This window comes from Clostridium hominis (assembly GCF_014287825.1).
GTDB lineage: Bacteria > Bacillota > Clostridia > Clostridiales > Clostridiaceae > Clostridium > Clostridium hominis.
This window is the reverse complement of record NZ_JACOOO010000016.1, coordinates 238,514-262,805: the sequence shown is the minus strand read 5'-3', so window position 1 is coordinate 262,805 and position 24,292 is coordinate 238,514. Positions and strand designations below refer to the sequence as shown.

Sequence of the window (24,292 nt, the reverse complement as noted above, 5' to 3'; positions counted from 1 at the left end):
TTTCTTAATGGTCAAAGTTATGAAAAAGATGAATTATTATAGTGGATAAGACAAAAGATATAAATTGAAGGGAGTGTGAAGTATGAAAAAAGATCGTTGGGATAAAAACTCTAATTCAATGAATCCTATGCAAAAAGGAACTAGAAGACAAAAGCTGCATCAAGATCAAGATAATGTAGGTAATGATAAAAATCCTCCTGCTTATAAGAGTTTTGATGGAGAACCATTGGATTAAAGAAGTGTAAATAATAAAACGAGGCTATAAATGAAGTTACCTAGGTAGTACATACAAGGGCAAAACTCATTTAGTCTCGTTTAATTATTTTTATATAAAATTTACATTTTAATTATTTATTAAAATTGTTTACACTGTTAGAATATAAGTGAGATTCTAAATTTCAATTTAGTTAATCGAACTTACACCTACGAACGTATATGAGTAGCGTGTTTCCTAAGTGAGATTCTAAATTTTAATTTAGTCAATCGAACTTACACCTACGAATGTATATGAGTAGTGTGTTTCCTAAGTGAGATTCTAAATTTTAATTTAGTCAATCGAACTTACACATACGAATGTATATGAGTAGTGTGTTTCCTATAAAAAATATGCCGTATATATAAGGATAATATATTTTTGATACAAACTTAAGGAGGACTTATGATGAAAAAAATTAAAAAGATAGTGGTATCTGCCTTAGCTGTAGTTATGTCTGTAGCTATGGTTGGGTGTGGAAGTAGCAATATTGAAACAGGAGATAGTAATTCAGCTGATAATTCTACAACTCAAGTAGAGAGACCAGAAAATTTACCAATAGCTACTATAAAGGTTAAGGATTTTGGAACTATAGAAGCAGAGCTTTATCCAGATAAAGCGCCTAATACTGTAAATAACTTTATTGAATTAGCTGATTCAGGTTTTTATGATGGATTAACTTTTCATAGAGTAGTAAAAGGTTTTATGAATCAAGGTGGTGATCCTAAGGGAGATGGAACAGGAGATCCAGGATATAGTATAAAAGGTGAGTTCTCAGGAAATGGTTATAAAGCTAATGATTTAAAGCATACTACAGGTGTATTATCAATGGCTAGAGCTCAAAATCCAGATTCAGCAGGAAGTCAATTCTTTATAATGGCTGGAGATTCTCCAAGTTTAGATGGACAATACGCTGCATTTGGGAAAGTTATAAGTGGATTAGATGTTGTTGAAGCTATAAATAATTCAGAAGTAGAAAAGAATAAGTCTACAGGAGAAAAATCAACTCCAGTAACTCCTATAGTTATCGAAGAAATAAAAGTAGATACAAAGGGAGTAGAATATCCAGAAGCTGAAAAGATAAAATAGTAAGATTTATTTTGATTAAATGAATGAAAACATGAATCCTTAATTGATTCATGTTTTTTATTAATAATTATAATAAAAACATAAAAAAATTATATTTTTAAATATAAAATAAAACGGAAATTGGAAATTTTATTTTGTGGAAAATTTTCCGAATTAAGTTTTAAGAAAATAATGAAATTTTTATTTAAATATGATATAGTAATGGTATAATGATTATGTAATCGATTTTTAAAAGATTTAATATAGTTATTAAAGTAGTAAATATGCTATCAATAAAAATTTATATAATAAAAATTATAATGTTTAAGTTTTAGGAGGAATTATCATGAAAAATATTTTATTAGTATGCGCAGCAGGTATGTCTACAAGTCTTTTAGTTAACAAAATGAAGGATGCTGCAAAAGCAAAAGGAATAGAAATAAACATAAACGCTTTACCAGTTTCAGAATGTTCAAGCGTTGTTGATACAGTTGATATAGTTTTACTTGGGCCACAAGTAAGATTCCAAAAACCACAAGTTGATGCTTTAGTAAAAGGAAGAGTTCCAGTAGAAGTAATCGATATGAGATTATACGGAACTATGAACGGTGCTGCTGTTCTTGATAGAGCATTAGAATTAATGAAATAGTTTATATTATATTTAAGAGGTGAATTCATTTAGGTGAATTCACCTTTTTGTTCAATTTATAAATACAGTTGTTTTCACAGGAACATTATCATGTATCCATTTGGCATTAACTTTAGCTAGGCGTATACAACCATCTGAAATCTGCATGCCTAAACGTCCATCTTTAATAGTTCCGTTTAAGTTATATAGAATTGAATGGAATAAGTAATTATCTTTAAATTGAGAGTAATAATAACATATATATCCGTGAGCATATCCAAATGCATACCCTTTAACACCTATATAAAAAGTACCTTTTGGTGTAGGGGTAGAGGGTTTACCTATAGAACATGAGTAGCTTTTAATTAGCTTCCAATTAGACTTTTTACCAGTAAAAATATTAACCTTAAAACTTTTAGTATCTACCCAAATTAGATAAGGAGTTATACTAGAGAGTTCACTATTATTAACAAAGGATTCACCATAAGTAGAAAGTGAATTAACTAATAGAAAATCAGATAAAACTGTACTGTTTAATTTTGTAACACGATATATATTTTTTATAGTATTTATTAGCATAAAACATCTCCAGATATTAATATTATAATTATATAAAGCTAGCTGATGAATATGGTTGTTCCACCAGGAATAGTATTATAAATCCATTTTGCATGAGGTGTTGATAAACGAACGCAACCATCTGTTAGCATCATACCAAGTCTATCATCTTTTATTGTTCCATCTAGATAGTAGGGGATGGAATGAAAGAGATAATCTCCTTTAATTTGGGTGTAATAAAGACATCTAAATCCACGTGATTCTCCAAAGGAATAACCTTTTACACCAACAAAGTAAGTTCCTTTTATAGTTGGATTTGTTGGTTTTCCTATAGTACATAGATAGCTATTAATAAGAGTCCAATTATTTTTTGAACCTCTAAATATATTAGTTTTGAAATTCTTAGTATCTACCCAAATAAAGTATGGAGAGCTACTAATAAATCCATTGCTATTTACAAAGTTTGTTGCAGAATCTAAATAAGAAGATTTCGTTCTAAATGAACTAACTAATAGACGACTATTTAGACGACTTAGTCTATATAGTCCTTTAGCTTTATTAATAAGCCACATAAATTAAACTCCCAAAATTGTTCTATAATATAGTTTATTTAAATAGTCCCACTTTGTTGATGGTTGTCGAAATAATTATATTGATTTTTATGATTGTCTGTTATATTATAACTATAACAACTATATCGGGGGTAATAATATGTTAGAAATAAGAAATTTCTCAAAGGCTTATAAGCAAGGTAAGAAAGCCGTAGATAATATATCTTTAAATATAAATTCAGGTGATATATTTGGATTTATTGGACATAATGGAGCAGGAAAAACTACTACAATAAAATCTGTCGTAGGTATTTTGGATTTTAATGAAGGCGAGATAATAATTAATGGGCTATCAATTAAAGATAATCCTATAGAATGCAAAAAGATGATGGCATATATTCCAGATAATCCTGATTTATATGAAGCGCTAACAGGAATTCAATATTTAAGTTTTATAGCAGATATTTATGGAGTTAGTAAATCACAAAGAGAAGAACTTATAAAAAAATATTCAGACAAGCTTGAACTAACTAGGTATTTAGGAAATTTAATAGGGTCATATTCTCATGGAATGAAGCAAAAATTAGCTGTAATTTCTGCATTAATCCACAAACCTAAACTATTAGTGCTAGATGAGCCTTTTGTTGGATTAGATCCAAAGGCAGCTCATACTTTAAAAGAGATTATGAAAGAGATATGTTCGGAAGGTAGTGCTATATTCTTCTCTACACATGTATTAGAAGTAGCTGAAAAACTATGTAATAGAGTAGCAATAATAAAGGATGGAAAAATTGTAGCAGAAGGAAATACAGATGAAGTAAGGGGAAATAGTTCTTTAGAAGATATATTTATGGGGTTGATAGACAATGAATAAATTATGGGTTGTATTAAAAGCAACATTTATTAATGATTGGGGATTAAACGGATTTTCCAAAAATGTTTCAGGTACAAAAGAGAAAAGAAAAATGATGATGTCATCCTTAGTGCTTCTTATTGGAGCAGTAGCCATAGCAGTTACAGTAACTATGTATGCATATCTCATGGCAGATGCATTAGAGAGTATAGGATATTTAGATTTATTATTAATGATGGCTGGTTTAATGAGTGTTATGATGGTATTTTTTACATCTATATATAAGGCTCAAGGGACATTATTTACTTCAAGAGATTATGATATGCTTATGTCATTACCAATAAAGAATAGTGTAATATTAACTAGTAAAATAATAAACTTATTACTATTCAATTGGATATTTACAGCTTTTGTACTTATACCAACAGGGGTGATATATTATACTAGAGTTCCTCGATTATCAGTAGGATTCTTTTTAATACTAATAATATCAGTTATATTTATGCCTTTAATTCCAGTTATAGTAGCATCTATTTTAGCAGTATTTATAAGTTACTTTGCAACTAAATTTAAGCATAAAAATTTAGTTACTATAGTAGGAGCAACAGCTGTAACATTATTAATTCTTATAGGTTCATTTAATATGAATTCTATTATCGAATCATTTATGATGAATAGTGCATCTATTATGGAGGGGATAGGTAAAATTTATCTACCAGTAACATTTTTTACAAATGCACTAAGAGATACAAATTTAATAGAATTAGGAAAGTTTATTATTATATCAATAATTCCTTTTATAGTATTCGTCCTTGTATTTAGTAAATTATTTGGAAAGATTAATGCTAGATTAGGAGAAAATTATAAAAATGCAAACTATAAAATGAAATCACTTAAATCTAGTAGTGTGACAAAAGCATTATTACAAAAAGAAATTAAAAGATATTTTTCAACTCCTATATATGTTTTAAATACAGGAGTAGGAATGATTATAATAGTAGCAGCCTCAGTTGCAACTTTATTTGTTGATGGACAAACATTAACTATGTATATGGATATGCCATATGTAGCCGAGCTTATGCCGCTTAATGCATTATTAGTATTAGTTTTTGGGATAGGAATTTCATGTACAACTACTTCATCAATATCTTTAGAAGGTAAGAATTTGTGGATAGTAAAGTCATTGCCTACAAGGGAGATGGATATTTTTAAAGGTAAAATATTTTTAAATCTACTTATTACTATACCATTAGGAATAGTAGCTAATATAATATTTTTTATAGGATTAAAGTTTAGCTTCGTAGCTTTACTATGGAATTTAGCATTTACGATAGTATTTTCTTTATTAACTTCAATAGTAGGATTAGTTATAAACTTATATTTACCAAAGTTAGATTGGGCATCACCAACAGTAGTAGTAAAACAAAGCGCAGCTGTGCTTATAGAGATGTTATTTACATTTGCAGCTATAGGTTTGCCAATAGGAGCATTTCTTTTGTTTAATATTACTAATATAAACATGTTTTTATCAATAATATTGGCTATATTAATAATTCTTTTAATAATATCTTATTGTATTTTAAATACTGTAGGAATAAAAAAATTCAATCAATTGTAATATTAAAAATTAAGAGCTATGCATAATAAGTGCATAGCTCTTAATATATAAATAAAAGATATAAAATATGTAAATAATAAGTTGGAGTTAGTTATTACTTATAAAAGTAGAGATAATTAAGTTATGTAAATATATAAAAAAATAAAAAATATAATATTAATATGGTACTAAATTAAGGAGGCATTATTATGCAAGTTATTAAAAAAGATGGTAGATTACAAGAGTTAGAAGCTAATAAAATTAAAGTCAGTATTTTAAATGCAACAAGTGGAACAAAAGCTCTTTTAAATGAATCAGATATTAATGTATTAGTAAAAGATATAATTAAATCTATAGAAAATTTAAGGTCAGAGTATGGCAATACTTCAAGCTATGAAATTATTGGGGTAGTAGTAGATGTACTAAAGAGAGATGGATTTGAAGAAGTAGTTTCATCTTATGTAGGATACGAGAAGTAGTTTACCTAATGGAAAAGAAGAAAGGTTTTGCTGATGCAAAAGGGAAAAGTCACTAGGACGAAGTCCTCCTTTCGTGTTATAATAGTACCGATATTTTGAAGCAAGGATCGGTGAATTATATATGTATAAATTAATAGCATTAGATATGGATGGAACTTTATTAAATGAAGAAAAAATAGTAACAGAAAGAACTAAAAAGGCGATACAAGCTGCTAGGGATAAAGGTGTAACAGTTGTTCTTGCAACAGGAAGACCTATAGATGGTGTTACGAGATATTTAGAAGAATTAGATATGTACACAGATAAAGATTATGTATTAAGCTACAATGGTGGATTAGTATTAAAGACAAAGAGTAGAGAAGTAGTATGTAAAATGGGGTTAATAGGAGAAGATGTTCACTACCTTTATGATTTAAGCAAGAAGTTAGGTGTTAATATTCATGCTTTCTCTGAAGAAAATGGACTAGTTACTCCTAAAAATAGTAAATATACTGAAGTTGAAGCTACTATAAACAATATTACTATACAAGAAATTAATTTTGATGATATAGAAAAGGACGAAAGTTACATAAAAGTAATGATGATAGATGAACCTGAAATACTTCAAAATGCTGTAGACAATCTACCAAAGGAAGTTTACGAAAAATATACAGTTGTTAGAAGTACTCCTTATTTCTTAGAATTCTTAAATAAAGAAGTTAATAAAGGTGTTGGAGTTGAGCTTTTAGCTAAGCATTTAGGAGTTAAAAGGGAAGAGATAATAACTATGGGAGATGCAGGAAATGACTTGCATATGATTGAATATGCAGGAATGGGAATAGCAATGGGAAATGCATTTGAGGAAGTTAAAGAAGCTGCCAATTATATAACTGATTCAAACAATGAAGATGGAGTAGCAACAGCTATAGAAAAATTTGTTTTATCTTAGGAGGAATTAAAGCTTTATGCATTATGGAAACCTTCAAAAAATTAGAGATGGTAAAAGAACCTATGCAATAACTCCTGATATACCAGGTGGATTTGTAAGTGCAGAAACTTTAGAGAAGATAGCTAAGGTTTCAAAAAAATATAATGGTGTATTAAAAATAACATCAGGACAAAGAATTTTAATTACAAATCTAAAAGAAGAATACTTGCCTCATATTTGGGATGAGTTAGGTATGGAACCAGCTGTATTAAAAGCCAATTCAGTAAAAAACGTAGAAATATGTCCAGCTGGTTTTTGTAAAAGAAGCAAGTATAATACTATTGGAATCGGGATGAAATTAACGAAAAAGTATAGTAAACAAGATATGCCTTGTAGAACCAAAATTGGTGTTGCAGGCTGTAGAAATTCCTGTGGAAGTGTTTATGCTAAAGATGTAGGAGTAATAGCTGATGTAACAGGATTAATGGTGGTAGCTGGAGGTTCAGCAGGATTTAATCCAAGAATTGCTGATATAATAGCAAAAGATTTAGATGAAACACAAACCTTAAAACTTATAGATTCAATTTTTGATTATTATAAAGAGAATGCTGAGCTAGGTGAAAAGCTTGGATTTATGATAGAGAGATTGGGGATAGAAAAGTTTAAAGAGGATGTTATAAAAAAAGTGAAATAATTAAAATATGTTCAAATTTTAAAATCCAGCAGAATTTATTCAGCTGGATTTTTTCTATAATTATTAAAGTGTCATAGTAGATAAAATATATCCAAAGTAGCCTAAAGATATTAAAACAAGATTCCATACTAATATTCCAATAGAAGAATATATAATATAATCTTTAAATTTAACCTTAAAGATTCCAGACATCAAAGATATAAATGTCCTAACAGTAGGAATCATTCTTCCGATAAGACACATTTTAGCACCATATTGTTCAGCTATTTCTTTAGCTTTTGTCAAGGACTTTTGAGTACTTGGGAACTTATTAAAAAAGAAGTTATATATAACATCACCAAACTTAGAAGATACTAAGTAATAAGCTATACTTCCAAGGATAGATGCAAAACTTGCAATAGCAAATACTACAAAAAAGGAATGTCCACTATTCTTTATAAAAACACCTATAGCTGGAATTATAACTATAGCCGGAATACCAGTTAGGTTTAATGATTCTAAGAACATAATTATGAAAATTATTAATAAACTATTAGCTTTTAGAGTTTCTATTAAATTTGTCATTTATTTCTCCTTATATTAAAATATACTAAATAAATGTTATGCATACTGGTGAAGGTATTTATATATTTCTTTATATAAATACCTTCACTTAAACTATTAGTATAAGCATCTATATAACCGCTAACTTTATTATTCATATAAATCCCCAGTAGAATATACAATTTAATATTGCTATAACTTAATTTAATATCTTCTTCTTATTATACAAGGAATATTTAAAAAAAAAAGAGCAAGTGTTATAATATGCTGGAGTGTGAATATTTAAATTCTAAAAGAATTTACAAGTTTGAAACATTTAATATAAGATTTAGAAAAAATATTTGTATAAATTTATTATATAAAGAGATAGTTAAACAAGTCATTTTTATATAAACAAAAAAATAATAAGAGTTTAATATTGATCAACAGATGAAAGTGATAAGGAGATATATTATGACATCAAATAGAAGTGCAAAAGAAATAAAAAATAGAAAAATAAAAAATAGAAAATTAAAGAAAAGAAAAAGAAATAAAAAAGTTTTAAAATTTCTAATAGGTCTTTTAGCGATAGGATTAATAGGATATGGAGCTAATGAAATGATATTTGGCTCAAATTCAAAAAAAGAAGAATATCAAAAAATAGAAGAGACAGATTATTTAAGTAAAATACCTGAAGAAGTAAGAAATTCAAGTGATCAATTAATAAAAAGTTTATTAGAAAAAGTAAATGAGTATCCAGATGTTATTACGATTTTAAATAATATAGAAGAATACCCAAGAGAACTTTTAGAATTCGCTGAGAAAAAAGATGAAGCAATAGAGTTTGTTGCAAATTATCCTAATTATTATGAAACAAAAAATGAGAAAATATCTATAAAAAAAGAGTATAAAAAAGGGAAGATTCCACATTTCATACAATGGGATGAAAGATGGGGATATGAAAAGTATGGTTCAGAATATATGGCTATTAGTGGATGTGGACCTACATCTTTAGCAATGGTAGTAGTAGGTCTTACAGGTAATACAAACATAAACCCAAAGGTTATAGCAGAATTTAGTGAAGAAAATGGATATGTTGTAGATGGAGTAGGATCAGCTTGGACTCTTATGAGCGATGGAGCTGAAAATTTCGGGTTAAGGTCTGAGGAATTGCCATTAAGCGAGGATTTTATAATAGATACTTTAAAAAGTGGACAACCTATAATAGCAAGTATGGGGCCAGGGACATTTACTACCAGTGGACATTTTGTAGTATTAACTGGAGTTGATAAAAATAATAGGATTATAATAAATGATTCTGATAGCAAAATAAGAAGTGAACAAACATGGGATGTAGATGTATTTATGAAAGAAGCTGATAACTTATGGACTTTTACAGTTATGTAGAAGATTATTACTTTTGATGAACTATATTTTATAGAAAAAAATGAAGCTTAAAGTAGAAATTACTGTTTCTTAAAATATAAGATGTTTAATTAATAGAGTAATCGTGATACAATAACAATGAATATTTTTGTAGAGAGGAATGTTATGAAGATGGATAAGTACAAAGAACAGTTTATTGAATTTATGATTGAAAGTAACGTATTAAGATTTGGAGAGTTCACTACTAAGAGTGGAAGACAAACTCCTTTCTTTATAAATACAGGAAACTATACTACAGGAGAGCAATTAAGTAAGCTTGGGGATTTTTATGCTGAAGCTATAAAGAAACATTTTAATAATGATGTAGATATTTTATTTGGACCTGCATATAAGGGAATTCCACTAACTGTAGCTACGGCTATGTCAATGAATAAGCTTTACGGAGCAAATGTTCAATATTGCTCAAACAGAAAAGAAGTAAAAGATCACGGTGAAGGTGGTATATTACTAGGAGCTAAAATTAACTCAGATAACAAAGTTGTAATAGTTGAAGACGTAATGACTGCTGGAACTTCAATATATGAAACTGCACCAATACTTAAGGCACAAGGAAATCCACAAATTCAGGGATTAATAATTTCTGTTGATAGAATGGAAAAAGGTAAAGGTGAAAAGTCAGCTCAAGAAGAAATTAAAGAGGTGTTTGGAATTCAAACTTACTCAATAGTTACAATGAAAGAAGTTGTAGAGTACTTATATAACAGAGAATTAAACGGAACAGTATACATAGATGATAAAATTAAAGTTGCAATAGAAAAATACTACGAAAAATACGGTATATAAAAAAATTACAACCAAAACTCTCTAAAAATATTGACATCATTAAAAAATAATGGTATCTTAGATTAAAATAAAGAACCTTTAATGAAATCCAGAGAGATTTAAAAGGAAGTGTAATTTTTATTAGACAACGGGATTATTATGTCTTCCTTTACATAAAGGAAGGCATTTTTTTATTATTTCTTTAAATTTAGCCCAGAGAGGTTGAGAAGGAGAGCGAATTATATGAAAAATAAACATTTAATTAATCCAATGGACTTCACAATAGAAGAATTAGATGAAATCTTTGAATTAGCACATCAAATTATATCAAATCCACAAGAGTATTCACACGTATGTGAAGGTAAAATACTAGCTACTCTATTTTATGAACCAAGTACCAGAACAAGATTTAGCTTTGAAGCTGCCATGATGAGATTAGGTGGGAAGATATTAGGTTTCTCAGAACCGAATTCAAGCTCAGCTGCAAAAGGTGAAACTTTAGCAGATACTATAAAGATGGTATCCATATACTCAGATATTATAGCTATGAGACATCCTAAAGAAGGAGCAGCTAAAGTTGCAAGTATGTATTCATCAGTACCTGTTATAAACGCAGGAGACGGAGGACACCAACACCCAACTCAAACCCTAACAGATCTTTTAACTATAAAGAGCTTAAAAGGTAGATTAGACAATCATGTTATCGGGATTTGTGGAGATTTAAGATATGGTAGAACGGTTCAATCTCTAATAACAGCTATGTCAAGATATGAAAATATCAAATTCTTATTAATATCACCAAAAGAATTAGGAGTACCTCAATATATAAGAGAAGAGGTTTTAAATAAAAATAATATAGAATTCAGAGAAGTAGAAAAGATAGAGGATGTAATAGAAGAGTTAGACATTCTTTATATGACAAGAATTCAAAAGGAAAGATTCTTCAATGAAGATGAATATATGAGACTAAAAGATAGCTACATTTTAGATACCGAAAAGATGAAATTAGCTAAAGAAGATATGATAATAATGCATCCACTTCCAAGAGTAAATGAAATAGATGTTGAAGTTGATAAGGATGAAAGAGCGGCATACTTTAAGCAAGCAGAGTTTGGTATGTATGTAAGAATGGCTTTAATGGCTAAGTTATTGGGGGTAGCGTAATGTTAGAGATTACAAGCATCAAAAATGGATTTGTATTAGATCATATTAGAGCAGGTGTAGGAGTTAAGATATTTAAATACCTTAAATTAGAAGATGGTGAAAGTGAAGTTGCATTAATAATAAACGCTAATAGTATGAAAAATGGTAGAAAAGACATAATAAAAATAGAAAATGCTACAGAGATAGATTTTACAGTTTTAGCGTTATTATCACCAGGTATAACTATAAATGAAATTAAAAATGAAGTTAGAGTAAGAAAAATAAAACCTTCATTACCAAAGCAGGTAAAGGGAATAATTAATTGTGACAATCCAAGATGTATAACAAATGACGAAAAATACTTAGAGCATGTTTTTGATTTAGTTAACGAAGATAATGGATCTTACAAATGTCAGTATTGTGATACGATAATTAATCTAAGTGAGGTATAAAAATGAGCAACTTATTGATAAAAAACGTTAATGTAGTAGATGCTTTTCAAAACTTCCATGGAGATGTATATGTAGAGAACGGAAGAATAAAAGAAATTGGACAAGACTTAAATAAAAGTAACGTTGAGATAATAGATGGAAATAATCTAACTTTAATGCCAAGCTTCATAGATACTCATGCACACTTTAGAGAGCCGGGCTTTACTCAAAAAGAAGATATAGACAGTGGTTCTAAAGCAGCAGTAAAAGGCGGATATACAGGAGTTTGCTTAATGGCGAATACTTGGCCAGTATGCTCAAACTACGAAGTGCTAAATGCGGTAAGAAATAGAGCAAAAGAAGTTGGGTTAACAGATATACACCAATGTGTTTCAATAACTGAAAACTTTAAAGGTAGCAATATAGAACATTTAAATATATTTAAAGATGATAAAGAAGTAAAAGCTATATCAGATGATGGTGTAGGAGTTATGGATTCAAGCATAATGATGAAGGCTATGGAAGTTGCTAGAAAAAATAACTGGGTAGTTATGTCACATGCTGAAGACAAGACATTCTCGAAGATAGATATGAGAATGGCAGAAGATTTAATGACAATAAGAGATTTATACCTAGCAAAGGTAACTAAAGCTCACCTTCACATGGCTCATGTAAGTACAGTTGAATCAATAAATGCTATAGAGAGAGCTAAAGAAGAAGGGGTAAAGGTAACTTGTGAAGTAACACCTCATCACTTAGCATTAGATAGCAGTATAAGCAATTATAGAGTAAATCCTCCTATAAGAGAAAAGGAAGATGTAAAAACTTTAATAAGAGCTATAAGAAAGGGTGTTGTAGATTGTATAGGAACAGATCACGCACCACATACTGAGGAAGATAAGAAAAATGGAGCGCCAGGAATGGTAGGATTAGAAACTGCCTTTTCAATATGCTATACAACGCTAGTTAAAGAAAATAATATATCATTAAATAAGCTAAGCGAATTAATGTCTAGAAACTCAGCTAGAATTTTAGGAATGAATAAAGGATTAATAAGCGTTGGAAAAGATGGAGATATGGTACTTGTAGATTTAAATCAAAGGGTTACTGTAGATAGAGAAAAATTCGTATCAAGAGGTAAGAACACACCTTTCCACGGAAGAGAATATTATGGCGAAGTTAAGATGACAATAAAAGGTGGAAATGTAGTTTATAAAGCTTAAGTAAGGAGAATTTTAAATGGATAAATTAATAATAGATAAATTATATGAAAGAGTAGAAGAAAGAGGAGTAGTTTGCTTAGGATTAGATACAGCGCTTGATTATATACCAAGTCACGTACTAGAAGGTAGAACTGTTAGTGAAGCATTATTCGAATTTAACAAAGAAATAATAGATGCAACTTTAGATGTTGTAGCATGTTTCAAGGTACAAATAGCTTACTATGAAGCTTTAGGAATTGAAGGATTAATAGCTTATAAGAATACACTTCAATATTTAAGAGAAAAGGATGCAATCATAATAGCAGATATAAAAAGAGGAGATATAGCAGCAACAGCTTCTCAATATGCAAAGGCACACTTTACTGGTGATTTTGAAGCAGATTTTATAACATTAAGTCCATACATGGGAATGGATAGTATTGAGCCATACCTACCATATATGAAGGAAGGTAAAAAAGGAGTTTTCGTACTAGTTAGAACTTCAAACTCTGGTGCAGAAGATTTTGAAAACCTTGATATAGTAGGAGCTAAGAAGTTATACAACGCTGTAGGTGATAAGTTAACAGAAATGGGTCAAAGTGTTAAAGGTAAATATGGATATACACAAATCGGTGGAGTAATTGGATGTACTCATGTTGAAGAAGGTAAGGAAATAAGAAGCAGATACAATGATATGTTCTTCTTAATCCCAGGTTATGGAGCACAAGGTGGAAAAGCTGAAGATGTAGCACTATATCTAAATAACGGAAATGGTGGAGTTGTAAATTCATCAAGAGGAATATTATTAGCTTATAAAAAGGAAAATAGAGAAACTGAATATGCAGCATGTGCTCGTGAGGAAGCAATAAAGATGAGAGACGCTATAAGAGATGCTGTAAAAGCTATATAAGGAGAGGCGATATCATGAAGTATACCAAAGCAAAGATATTATCAAATGTAAAAGTAGTAGATGGAATATATAAGATGGTAGTGGAAGACCACAATGAAGTGAATGCAGGTCAATTTTATATGTTAAAAAATCAAGGGACTACACTACTACCAAGACCTATAAGTGTATGTGAAAAAGAAGAAGGAAAAGTAACATTTTTATATGCTACTGTAGGTAAAGGTACAAAAGAATTTGCAAATCTTAGAGAAGGGGAATATATAGAATTAACAGGCCCTCTTGGAAATGGATTTGATGTAAAGAAGAAGTATGGTAATGTTGCTTTAGTTTCTGGAGGTATTGGAACAGCTCCTATGGTAGAGCTTGCTAAAAGATTAAGAGAAAATAATAAGGGGATAAAAATTGATTTTTATGCAGGCTTTAGAGATGAAATATTCTTAACAGATGAATTATGTAAGTATACTAATGAAGGATATGTCTCAACTAATACTGGGAAGTATGGACATAAAGGGTTTGTGACAGATTTATTAGAAGTTGATAAGTATGATACAGTACTGTGTTGTGGACCAGAAGTTATGATGAAAAAGGTAGTTGATATATGTAAGGAAAAAGGTGTTCAAGTATATGTATCAATGGAAAAACACATGGCTTGTGGAGTTGGAGCATGTTTAGTATGTACATGCAAAACTAAAGATGGAAATAAAAGAACATGTAAAGACGGTCCAGTTTTTGATGGAAACTATGTTGAACTATAGTAACTAAGGAGTACGTGATATGTTAAAGGTTAATATAAATGGAGTAGATTTTAAAAATCCTGTAATAGCAGCATCTGGAACATTTGGCTTCGGAAGTGAATACAATGAGTTTTACGATGTTGGAATGCTTGGAGGAATATCATCAAAGGGATTAACACTAAATCCTAAGGATGGTAATAATGGAATAAGAGTTTTTGAAACACCATCAGGAATGATGAATTCAGTTGGACTTCAAAACCCAGGTATAGAAAGATTTATATCAGAAGAACTTCCAAAGATGAGAAAGTTAAACACTAACGTTATAGCTAATGTTGGTGGAGGTTGTATCGAAGATTACGAAACGGCAGTTGAAAAGCTAAGAGGAACAGATATAGATATGATAGAACTTAACATATCTTGCCCTAATGTTAAGTCAGGGGGGATGGCTTTTGGAATTAAATCAGAAGTAGCTTATGATGTTGTATCGAAGATAAAGAAAATAGCAGATAAGCCTTTAATGGTTAAGCTATCACCTAATGCTGAAAATATAGTAGAGATGGCATTAGAATGTGAGAGAGCTGGAGCGGATTCAATTTCATTAATAAATACACTTAAAGGATTAGCAATAGATCCATATAAGAGAAAGCCAGTATTCGATAATGTTTATGCAGGGGTTTCAGGACCAGCAGTTAAACCAGTAGCACTTAGAATGGTTCATGAAGTAGCAAAGGCTGTAAGCGTACCAGTAATAGGGCTAGGTGGTATAGTTTCAGGAATTGATGCTATAGAGTTTATGATGGCCGGAGCAAGTGCAGTTCAAATAGGAACAGTTAATTTCTTTAATCCTAATGCAGGTAAAGAGATTATAGAGCAAATGGAACAGTTCTGTAAGGAACAAGGTATAAAAGATATAAATGAAATAATAGGAATTATATAAATATTAGATAGAGAAATAGGGTACACCTATTGAAGTTAATTTAGTAGGATTACTTAAAGCGTATTATTTACGTGAATAAAGTAAAGAAACATCTGACTAAATTAGGATAAGGGGTAAGGAAGCACCTACTAACATATGTTGGTAGGTGTAAAACATATATAGGTTAGATTTCTAAAATTAGAGACTTAGAATCTTACTTAACGTCACCTAGCTAAATTAAAATTTAGAGGTTCGCTTATGGGAGGAAACATAAATATGAAAGCAAGACTTATACTTGAAAATGGGATGATATTCGAAGGAAATGCATTTGGACACTTAAAAGATAGTGTAGGAGAAGTAGTATTCACTACTGGGATGACAGGATACCAAGAGGTATTAACAGATCCATCTTATTACGGACAAATAGTAACTATGACATATCCACTAATAGGGAACTATGGAATCAACTTAGAAGATAATGAATCTGAGACTCCAAATGTAAAAGGATTTATAGTAAGAGAGAAGTGTAACTTCCCGAATAACTTCAGATGTGAAATCGGATTAGAAGATTACTTAAAGCAAAACAAGATAATTGGGTTAGAAGGAATAGATACAAGAGCTTTAACTAAGGTATTAAGAAATAATGGAACTATGAGAGGAATAATATCTTTAGAAGCAGAAACATTACAAGATGTGGAAGGCAAGATTAAGGCTTTCTCAAATAAAGAAGCTGTTAGTATAGTTTCAACAGAAAAAACTTATACAATAGAAGGAACTGGTAAGCACGTTGCAATAATGGACTTTGGAATAAAAACAAACATTATAAGAAATTTCAAAAAAAGAGGTTGCAAAATTACAGTATTCCCAATGAACACAAGGGCAGAAGAAATATTAGCAGTTAACCCTGACTTAGTATTCTTATCAAATGGACCTGGAGATCCAGAAGATTTAGGAAGCGTAATAGAAAATATTAAGAAGATAGTTGGAGTTAAGCCGATAGTTGGAATATGTTTAGGACATCAATTATTAGGGTTAACACTAGGTGGGAAAACTACTAAGTTAAAGTTTGGACACAGAGGATGTAACCATCCAGTAAAAGACTTAGAAAGAAATAAGGTACATATAACTTCTCAAAACCACGGATATGTAGTTCATGAATTACCAGAAGGGGTAGTTGCAACTCATATAAATATAAACGATGGAACAATAGAGGGAATGAAACATACTACTTTACCGATATACTCAGTTCAATTCCATCCGGAGGCTGCAGCAGGTCCAAAGGATAGCGAATATATATTTGATAGATTTATGGAATATGCACTATAGGAGGAATTAGAGAATGCCATTAAATAAAGATATTAAAAAAGTTTTAGTTATAGGGTCAGGACCAATCATTATAGGACAAGCAGCAGAGTTTGATTATTCAGGAACTCAAGCATGTCAAGCTTTAAAAGAAGAAGGTGTAGAAGTTGTATTAGTTAACTCTAATCCAGCTACTATAATGACAGATAAAGAAGTAGCAGATAAAATTTACATAGAGCCATTAACAGTAGAGTTTGTTGAAAAGGTAATAGCCAAAGAAAGACCAGATAGTCTTTTAACAGGTATGGGAGGTCAAACAGGACTTAACCTTGCAGTAGACTTAGCTGATGCTGGAATTTTAGATAAATACAATGTCAAAGTTATAGGTACTTCAATAGCATCTATTAAAGAAGGGGAAGATAGAGAATTATTTAGAGATATGATGAACAGAATAAACGAACCTGTTATCATATCTGAAATAATAACTGACATGGAATCAGGAATATCTTTTGCTAATAAGATAGGATATCCAGTTATAGTAAGACCTGCATATACACTAGGAGGAACTGGTGGTGGAATAGCTGAGAATGAAGAAGAGTTAAGAACTATTCTTGCGTCAGGATTACAATTAAGCACAATTGGACAAGTTTTATTAGAAAAATCAGTTAAAGGTTGGAAAGAGATAGAGTACGAAGTAATGAGGGACTCTTACGGAAACTGTATAACTGTATGTAACATGGAAAACATTGACCCAGTTGGTATTCATACTGGAGATAGTATAGTTGTAGCCCCATCTCAAACATTATCAGATAAAGAATACCAAATGCTTAGAACTTCAGCTATAAACATAATAAATGCTGTAGGAATCGAAGGTGGATGTAACGTACAATTTGCTTTAAATCCAAACTCATTTGAATATGCAGTTATAGAAATCAACCCAAGAGTTTCAAGATCCTCAGCTCTTGCATCAAAAGCTACAGGATACCCAATAGCTAAGCTTGCAGCTAAGATAGCTTTAGGATATGGATTAGATGAAATTAAAAATGCGGTAACTCAAAAGACATATGCATGCTTTGAGCCAACATTAGACTACGTAGTAGTTAAGATACCAAAATGGCCTTTCGATAAGTTCTTCACAGCAGACAGAGCTTTAGGAACAAAGATGATGGCAACTGGAGAAATAATGGCTATAGGTGCTAATTTAGAAGCTGCATTATTAAAAGGGATAAGAAGTTTAGAAATAGGTAAATACTCTTTAGACCATCCAAAGTTTAAAGAAATGAGCATACAAGAATTAAAAGAAGCTGTGATGAAGCCAGATGATGAAAGATTGTTTGCACTTACAGAAATGATAAGAAGAGATTACAGAATTGAAAGTATCGCAAAGATAACTGGAATTGATATATTCTTCTTAGAAAAATTCAAGTGGATAGTTCATGAAGAAACAAGATTAAAATTAAGCAAGATAGATGATTTAGATAAAGAATGGTTATTAAATCTTAAAAAGAAGGGATTCTCTGATAAGGCTATAGCAGATATGTTAAGAGTTAAACCAGACGATATCTACAGATTAAGAAACATATGGAATATAAAACCTGCTTACAAGATGGTTGATACTTGTGGAGGAGAATTCGAAGCACTATCACCATACTACTACTCAACTTATGAGCAATATGATGAAGTAGAAGTTTCTGATAAGAAGAAGGTTATAGTTATAGGTTCAGGTCCGATCAGAATAGGGCAAGGTATAGAGTTTGACTATGCTTCAGTTCACTGTGTAATGGCATTAAAGAAGATGGGAATTGAAACTATAATAGTTAATAACAATCCAGAAACAGTAAGTACAGACTTCAATATTTCAGATAAGCTTTACTTTGAACCATTAACTGAAGAAGATGTATTAAACATAATAGAAAAAGAAAATCCATATGGAGTAATTCTTCAATTTGGTGGGCAAACTGCAATCAAGCTTGCAAACTTCTTAAAAGAAAAAGGAATAAAAACTTTAGGAACTACAGCAGATCAAATAGATATGGCTGAAGACAGAGAAAAGTTTGAAGAGTTATTAGAAAAATTTGATATAGCTAGACCTAAGGGTAAAGGTGTTTGGACTTTAGAAGAAGGTATAGAAGAAGCTAGAAGATTAAGATTCCCTGTACTAGTAAGACCATCATACGTTCTTGGAGGACAAGGTATGGAAATAACTCATGATGAAGAAGAGTTAACATACTACTTAAAGAATGCATTTATGAAGGATAAGAAAAATCCAATACTTATAGATAAATATTTAATGGGTAGAGAAATCGAAGTTGATGCTATATCTGATGGAGAAAACATTCTTATCCCAGGTATAATGGAACACTTAGAAAGAGCTGGAGTTCACTCAGGAGACTCAGTAACTATGTACCCAAGCCAAAACATCTGTGATAAAATAAAGGCTCAAGTGTTAGATTACACTAAGAAGTTAGCTTTAGCTATAGGAATAAAAGGAATGATAAACATTCAGTTCATTGAGTTTGAAGGAAACCTTTATGTAATAGAAGTTAACCCAAGAGCTTCAAGAACAGTTCCATATATAAGTAAGGTAAGTGGAGTTCCAATAGTTGATTTAGCAACTAAAGTTATGCTTGGACAAAAGCTTGTTGACCTAGGATACGGGGTAGACGTATATCCAGAACCAGAATTAGTTTCAGTTAAGGTTCCAGTGTTCTCAACTCAAAAGTTACCAAAGGTTGAAGTATCTTTAGGGCCTGAAATGAAATCTACAGGAGAAGTTTTAGGTGTAGGTAGAGATGTTAAAGAAGCTTTATACAAAGGCTTTGTTGGTGGAAGTATGTATCCTTCAATTGAAAAAGGAAAGATATTAGCTACAATCAATAAGCACGATAAAGCAGAATTCCTACCAATAGCAAAAGACTTAGCTAAAGCAGGATATAAGTTTGTTGCCACAGAAGGAACTTGCCAATTATTAAAAGAAGCAGGAATTGACTGTGAAATAGTTAGAAAACTTAATGAAGCTTCACCAAACATTTTAGATGTAGTTAAGAATAAAGAAGTAGATTTAGTTGTAAATACTCCAACTAAGGGTAATGATTCTAAGAGAGATGGATTCTTAATTAGAAGAGCTGCTATAGAAAGAAATACCGGAGTAATAACAGCATTAGATACATTAAGAGCTATAGCTGATGTTAAGGTTAATGAAATAGATAAGAGAAACTTAGAAGTATTTGATATAGCTAATGTTTAGTTGAAAAAGATAAATTTTAAATTAATACTTAAAAGTTAGAGTGCAAATCAGGGGTGGTTTGCACTTCTTTTATGTTATTTTAAGAGATTAAAACAGAGTGCGGAAAAATATATATAAATGATATGCTTATTTATATATAATATAAGATATAAAGTAAGGAACGATTGTATTATATAGTTTGCTAATAGGGGGATAATATGAAAAGTATAAAGAAAATAACAGTTTTTTTAATTTTTATTTTCATTCTAATTATTGTTACTTTATATTGTAATAGATTCATAGAGATAAATAAATTTCTTAATTATGATGTGAATTCAAATATGTTTACAAGATTTGATTTAACTGTATATTTAGAAGATGAAATAATAACTAATATTGCTACAAGTCCTAGTGATTACAGTGATAGAATCGAACTTATAAAAAATCTAAAAAAACTTGAAAAGATCAAGTTTAATGACTTCAGCGAAAAAAGAGATGTAGATATGGCAATTATTATCCAAGATGAAAAACTATTAAATAAAAATAATTACAATACCTATTTTGCAAATATAAGTATTTATCTAGAAGATAATATTATTTGTTTAAATATACTAAGAGAATTACACAATGAAAATTCATCAATTAAGAAAGTATATTATAAAATGAATGATAATTCAAAAAAACTAGTAGAAAAGATAATCGATGATGCTATAAATGAACAATATAATATAAAACCTAATGTAGTTTATTATGTTTTAAATAATGAGTATTTTTATAATACTGATATTAGTGAATTAAAACGAGAATATAGCTGTTATGATGGTATTAAAGATGATAAATATCCATTCACAACTTTAATATCATTAGATAAAGTAAATGATATTAAAGAGTTCAGAGAAAATTTATTTATTAATGATATAGATGAATTAAATTTACTACCAAATACAATTGTAAGTCGCAACGTATTGAATCAATGGAAATCACAAAATTATGATGGTTCAGGTAGTTATAGTGATAAGTCACCTAAAGGACTAACCTATTCTAAAATACAATGATTTACCGTTTGACTAACAAGATTAAAGATTTAGAATAATAAATTAGATAAATTATTACCATTTGTAGGTAAAGATATATCGGAAGAGCTTTTAAATAAAAGATTAGATTAGGATTAATATGAAATTAAAAGAAATTATAAAATGATACAATTAAAATTAAATTCCAAATTGTAAGGGAGCTTAGCTTTTCGAAAATTTGTGTTTATTTTTATAAAAATTTGATATAATATAAATAAGAAATGCAGATAATAAAAAAGTAGAGTGCTCGAACACTCTACTATATACAATTCTAGTTGCTTAGGCAACTGGTATCACTATATTTTTAGTAACTAAAAATAGTAGCTTCCAAATTGCGTACGGGGCTACTATTTTTTTGAGATTTTTTCTATAAGTAACATGAGTGAAACTCAAAATTTTAATTTTGTTAGTTGAGCTTACATCTTTGACGTTAGGAAAAGATGCATCCTTAAATGTTAATAATGCTATTAAGAATATACCTGCTGTAAATAGTAACATTAAATCTTCGTTACTTATCAGTATCACCTCCCTTCTAAAAGAGATAAAATGATACCAGTAGTCCACATTCAACTATGTAAATTGTACTTTTGAATTACACCATAATTATGTAGAACATACACACAGGAATAAAATAGAAATTGTTTTATAAAATTAAGTTGAAATAGAATGTAAGATTTATGAATTAGTATAGTAATATAGCTAATCATGATAGCATAGACATAATAATAAGTTATGATACGGAGGTATGTTATGGTAAAAAAAGAGCGATTAGGCATATTATTTATAGGTATTTACCAAATGATTAGCGCTTTAGTTATATTGGTTACATTAAATGTTCAACAGAATCCTCAGTTTAATACAAGGTTTGGAGTACCATTTTTGCCGGAATTATTAGCTAAAATTATAATAGGAATTGGAAGTATTATAGTATCATATGGATATCTAAGGCAACTAAAATGGGGATTTTGGGGTATGGTTGTTGAATCAGGATATTTCTTTTTTGTATGTATAATTCAACTTATAGTTATAGATACTTGGAAAGCGCCAATAGGTATTATTTTTTACCATGGACTAGTAATAATATATACTTTACTTCATCACAAAGATTTTGGGGTATTTAATAAAGGTGAAGTGCAGATAGTAAAGTGATTTTAGTATTAAAGGTAATAAAGTTAATATATAAGGGCTAACTAGAAAAAAATCCTAGTTAGCTCGTTTTAGTTTTAGCATTTAATATATTTTTTTTGAGTAATTTATTATATATCTTGATTATATCCTATATCATTATTATTTAAAACGTATTTATATTACACTATAAGCTAGTGAATTAGTCAGATGAACACTATTTCCAAAGTATATCTTGTGGCATAACTTCAAGTAGATTATTTAAAATAGGCACTAAAGTTTCTCTTTTTACATTTGATGAAGAGATTAACTGCTTAAATTTTCTGCTACCAGGTTGACCTTGGAACAAGCTTTGAATTGGAGCAGCTAGAGAGTGAATATTACTTCCTTTTTCTAGTTCTTCTTCTACATAAGGAATATAAGATTTAATAATATCACCTCTAGAAAGAGGTTTTATATTTTCATCATTAAGCTTATTTAAATTAGCTAAAAGATAGCAATCTTCGTAAGAAGCTCTACCAATCATAACTCCATCAACTTTGGTAAGAGCATCTTTAATTGAATCTAAGGTTTTAAAACCACCATTAATTTCAATGTTTAAGTAATCAAAGTCTTTTTTTAGTCTATATACCATGTCATAATCTATAGGAGGAATCTCTCTATTGTCCTTTGGACTTAAGCCTTTTAATATAGCAGAACGAGCATGGACAGTATATCTATCTGGTTTTGCTTTAGAAACTGTATCTAAAAAGTCTAATAGATCTTCATAGCCATCCATTATTATATTACCTTGATTAGGTTGTATTACCCCTGTACCATCAATACCAATTCTATGTTTAATAGTTATCGGCTTATTTGTTGCTTCCTTCATAGCAGAAAGAATTTCATATACTAAGTTTTTATCAGACATTAAGGCCGCTCCCATTAAGTTTCCTGAAACTCTATCAGAAGGACAACCACAATTTAAATTTATTTCAGTATAATTAAATTCTTCTGCAAGTTTTAGAGCTTTATAAGCATCTTCAGCATTAGAGGCTGCTATTTGTAAAGCTACTGGACCTTCTTCTTCTCTAAAATAAAGTATTTTATCTAAATCACCATTTAATATTGCTTGAGCTGTAACCATTTCAGTGTAGAGCAACGCTTCTTTATTCATTATTCTACAAAAATATCTAAAATGCCTATGAGATTTATCAACCATAGGTGCAATACTTATTTTAGGTGTATGTATATTAGAAATATATTTTTCCATCTTTTGTTTCCTTTCTTTATATCAGATTATTTATGATTTATTATAGCATATTAAAACTTTATATTATTAAATTAAGTTTTTGTAATAATTACTATAAAGATTTACGTTATAGTATCAAAGTAAAACATTATTCAAGGAAAAGTGACAATATCAAAACTACTGTATATAATTATAAGTGACAAAATAAAAGGTAAGGAGTCTTAATATGGGTGAGAGAAAAAATAAAGCAATAGAATTACACAGCAATAGATACACTTGCTCACAAGCAGTAGCATGTGCCTTTTGTGACTTAGTAGATATTGATGATGAAACTATGAAAGGCATAGTTAGAAAATATAGCGGAGGAGCATATAAGGTATGTGGAGCTGTTATGGGAGCTTATGTTGTGGTAAATTACTTAAAAGGTAACATAAATCCTGATAATCCAGCTGAATGGACTAATGAAGATGAAGAACTTTTACAAGAGATTGAGAGAAGATTTAAGGAAAAGAATCAATCTGTAATATGCAAAGACTTAAAAGGTATTACAACAGGAAACGTGTTACGTTCTTGCAGAGGATGCGTAGAAGATGCAGCTGAAATACTAGAAGAAATTTTAGCAGAATAGAAAAAAGTGCGCACCAAGTGCGCAAGTGAAAAGTCGACTTCGTCGAGATGAAAAGG

26 protein-coding genes are annotated in these 24,292 nt (G+C 29.9%); 21 read left to right on the top strand and 5 right to left on the bottom strand.

The window, feature by feature from the left end; all coding sequences use genetic code 11:
- Positions 1 to 82 precede the first annotated feature (82 nt).
- The 3 genes from H8S20_RS09460 (at position 83) to H8S20_RS09450 (ending at position 1,970) form a co-directional block, all read left to right on the top strand.
- Complete coding sequence (locus tag H8S20_RS09460; RefSeq protein WP_186859959.1) at positions 83 to 235, top strand: clostri-philic family protein; 153 nt, start codon at positions 83 to 85, stop codon at positions 233 to 235.
- Between the two features lie 426 nt (positions 236 to 661).
- Entirely contained in the window at positions 662 to 1,342 is a 681-nt protein-coding gene (locus H8S20_RS09455; RefSeq protein WP_186859958.1) for a peptidylprolyl isomerase, read from the top strand.
- A 325-nt stretch (positions 1,343 to 1,667) separates the two neighbouring features.
- The gene (locus H8S20_RS09450; protein ID WP_032117520.1) at positions 1,668 to 1,970 is read left to right on the top strand and encodes a PTS sugar transporter subunit IIB; all 303 of its coding nucleotides are present in this window, start codon (positions 1,668 to 1,670) and stop codon (positions 1,968 to 1,970) included.
- Positions 1,971 to 2,021: 51 nt separating this feature from the next.
- Here H8S20_RS09450 and H8S20_RS09445 read toward each other — a convergent pair whose 3' ends face one another.
- Positions 2,022 to 2,528 carry a L,D-transpeptidase gene (locus tag H8S20_RS09445; RefSeq protein ID WP_186859957.1) on the bottom strand — a complete coding sequence of 169 codons (507 nt, stop codon included), beginning with the start codon at positions 2,526 to 2,528 and terminating at the stop codon, positions 2,022 to 2,024.
- Between the two features lie 38 nt (positions 2,529 to 2,566).
- Positions 2,567 to 3,079, bottom strand: coding sequence for a L,D-transpeptidase (locus tag H8S20_RS09440; RefSeq protein WP_032117522.1), 513 nt, complete (start codon positions 3,077 to 3,079; stop codon positions 2,567 to 2,569).
- A 139-nt stretch (positions 3,080 to 3,218) separates the two neighbouring features.
- On the opposite strand from H8S20_RS09440, the gene H8S20_RS09435 reads away from it, so the two are divergent.
- The 5 genes from H8S20_RS09435 to H8S20_RS09415 all read left to right on the top strand — a co-directional run bounded on the left by H8S20_RS09435 (position 3,219) and on the right by H8S20_RS09415 (position 7,588).
- Positions 3,219 to 3,932, top strand: a complete 714-nt coding sequence (locus H8S20_RS09435; protein ID WP_186859956.1) for an ABC transporter ATP-binding protein — start codon at positions 3,219 to 3,221, stop codon at positions 3,930 to 3,932.
- Positions 3,925 to 5,529, top strand: a complete 1,605-nt coding sequence (locus H8S20_RS09430; protein WP_186859955.1) for a permease-like membrane multi-spanning protein — start codon at positions 3,925 to 3,927, stop codon at positions 5,527 to 5,529. Before H8S20_RS09435 ends, H8S20_RS09430 begins: the two co-directional genes overlap by 8 nt.
- Before the next feature lie 188 nt (positions 5,530 to 5,717).
- Entirely contained in the window at positions 5,718 to 5,987 is a 270-nt protein-coding gene (locus H8S20_RS09425) for an ATP cone domain-containing protein (protein WP_032117525.1), read from the top strand.
- A 121-nt stretch (positions 5,988 to 6,108) separates the two neighbouring features.
- Entirely contained in the window at positions 6,109 to 6,915 is an 807-nt protein-coding gene (gene yidA / locus H8S20_RS09420; RefSeq protein ID WP_032117526.1) for a sugar-phosphatase, read from the top strand.
- Positions 6,916 to 6,931: 16 nt separating this feature from the next.
- Positions 6,932 to 7,588 (top strand): ferredoxin-like domain-containing protein, encoded by a 657-nt coding sequence (locus tag H8S20_RS09415; RefSeq protein WP_186859954.1) that lies wholly within the window; start codon positions 6,932 to 6,934, stop codon positions 7,586 to 7,588.
- Between the two features lie 63 nt (positions 7,589 to 7,651).
- On the opposite strand, the gene H8S20_RS09410 is transcribed toward H8S20_RS09415, so the two are convergent.
- Positions 7,652 to 8,152: a DedA family protein gene (locus H8S20_RS09410; RefSeq protein WP_186859953.1), complete on the bottom strand. Its 501-nt coding sequence runs from the start codon at positions 8,150 to 8,152 to the stop codon at positions 7,652 to 7,654.
- A gap of 432 nt (positions 8,153 to 8,584) precedes the next feature.
- Here H8S20_RS09410 and H8S20_RS09405 point away from each other — a divergent pair, with 432 nt between their 5' ends.
- From H8S20_RS09405 to H8S20_RS09355, 11 genes are all read left to right on the top strand, one after another.
- Complete coding sequence (locus H8S20_RS09405; RefSeq protein ID WP_243177598.1) at positions 8,585 to 9,517, top strand: C39 family peptidase; 933 nt, start codon at positions 8,585 to 8,587, stop codon at positions 9,515 to 9,517.
- A gap of 150 nt (positions 9,518 to 9,667) precedes the next feature.
- Positions 9,668 to 10,339, top strand: coding sequence for an orotate phosphoribosyltransferase (gene pyrE / locus H8S20_RS09400; protein WP_032118488.1), 672 nt, complete (start codon positions 9,668 to 9,670; stop codon positions 10,337 to 10,339).
- 222 nt (positions 10,340 to 10,561) lie between these two features.
- Positions 10,562 to 11,482: an aspartate carbamoyltransferase gene (gene pyrB / locus H8S20_RS09395; RefSeq protein ID WP_186859952.1), complete on the top strand. Its 921-nt coding sequence runs from the start codon at positions 10,562 to 10,564 to the stop codon at positions 11,480 to 11,482.
- Positions 11,482 to 11,913, top strand: coding sequence for an aspartate carbamoyltransferase regulatory subunit (locus tag H8S20_RS09390; protein WP_032117529.1), 432 nt, complete (start codon positions 11,482 to 11,484; stop codon positions 11,911 to 11,913). The genes pyrB and H8S20_RS09390 overlap by 1 nt, the downstream gene beginning before the upstream one ends.
- Before the next feature lie 2 nt (positions 11,914 to 11,915).
- Positions 11,916 to 13,115, top strand: a complete 1,200-nt coding sequence (locus H8S20_RS09385) for a dihydroorotase (RefSeq protein ID WP_186859951.1) — start codon at positions 11,916 to 11,918, stop codon at positions 13,113 to 13,115.
- A gap of 16 nt (positions 13,116 to 13,131) precedes the next feature.
- On the top strand, positions 13,132 to 14,004 hold the full coding sequence (gene pyrF, locus H8S20_RS09380; RefSeq protein WP_032117531.1) for an orotidine-5'-phosphate decarboxylase: 873 nt from the start codon (positions 13,132 to 13,134) through the stop codon (positions 14,002 to 14,004).
- A gap of 14 nt (positions 14,005 to 14,018) precedes the next feature.
- Complete coding sequence (locus H8S20_RS09375) at positions 14,019 to 14,756, top strand: dihydroorotate dehydrogenase electron transfer subunit (protein ID WP_032117532.1); 738 nt, start codon at positions 14,019 to 14,021, stop codon at positions 14,754 to 14,756.
- 19 nt (positions 14,757 to 14,775) lie between these two features.
- Positions 14,776 to 15,672, top strand: a complete 897-nt coding sequence (locus tag H8S20_RS09370) for a dihydroorotate dehydrogenase (RefSeq protein ID WP_186859950.1) — start codon at positions 14,776 to 14,778, stop codon at positions 15,670 to 15,672.
- A 255-nt stretch (positions 15,673 to 15,927) separates the two neighbouring features.
- A complete protein-coding gene (locus tag H8S20_RS09365; RefSeq protein ID WP_186859949.1) occupies positions 15,928 to 16,977 on the top strand; it encodes a carbamoyl phosphate synthase small subunit in 1,050 nt (349 codons plus the stop codon).
- Positions 16,978 to 16,990: 13 nt separating this feature from the next.
- Complete coding sequence (carB, locus tag H8S20_RS09360; protein ID WP_186859948.1) at positions 16,991 to 20,200, top strand: carbamoyl-phosphate synthase large subunit; 3,210 nt, start codon at positions 16,991 to 16,993, stop codon at positions 20,198 to 20,200.
- 197 nt (positions 20,201 to 20,397) lie between these two features.
- Positions 20,398 to 21,234 carry a hypothetical protein gene (locus H8S20_RS09355; RefSeq protein ID WP_032117535.1) on the top strand — a complete coding sequence of 279 codons (837 nt, stop codon included), beginning with the start codon at positions 20,398 to 20,400 and terminating at the stop codon, positions 21,232 to 21,234.
- A gap of 297 nt (positions 21,235 to 21,531) precedes the next feature.
- Here the strand turns inward: H8S20_RS09355 and H8S20_RS20325 are convergent, their stop codons facing one another.
- A complete protein-coding gene (locus tag H8S20_RS20325) occupies positions 21,532 to 21,750 on the bottom strand; it encodes a hypothetical protein (RefSeq protein ID WP_207725305.1) in 219 nt (72 codons plus the stop codon).
- Between the two features lie 252 nt (positions 21,751 to 22,002).
- Here H8S20_RS20325 and H8S20_RS09345 point away from each other — a divergent pair, with 252 nt between their 5' ends.
- On the top strand, positions 22,003 to 22,401 hold the full coding sequence (locus tag H8S20_RS09345; protein ID WP_186859947.1) for a hypothetical protein: 399 nt from the start codon (positions 22,003 to 22,005) through the stop codon (positions 22,399 to 22,401).
- A 193-nt stretch (positions 22,402 to 22,594) separates the two neighbouring features.
- On the opposite strand, the gene dusA is transcribed toward H8S20_RS09345, so the two are convergent.
- Complete coding sequence (gene dusA, locus H8S20_RS09340) at positions 22,595 to 23,629, bottom strand: tRNA dihydrouridine(20/20a) synthase DusA (protein ID WP_186859946.1); 1,035 nt, start codon at positions 23,627 to 23,629, stop codon at positions 22,595 to 22,597.
- A gap of 205 nt (positions 23,630 to 23,834) precedes the next feature.
- On the opposite strand from dusA, the gene H8S20_RS09335 reads away from it, so the two are divergent.
- The gene (locus tag H8S20_RS09335) at positions 23,835 to 24,236 is read left to right on the top strand and encodes a C-GCAxxG-C-C family protein (RefSeq protein ID WP_186859945.1); all 402 of its coding nucleotides are present in this window, start codon (positions 23,835 to 23,837) and stop codon (positions 24,234 to 24,236) included.
- The last annotated feature ends 56 nt before the right edge of the window (positions 24,237 to 24,292 follow it).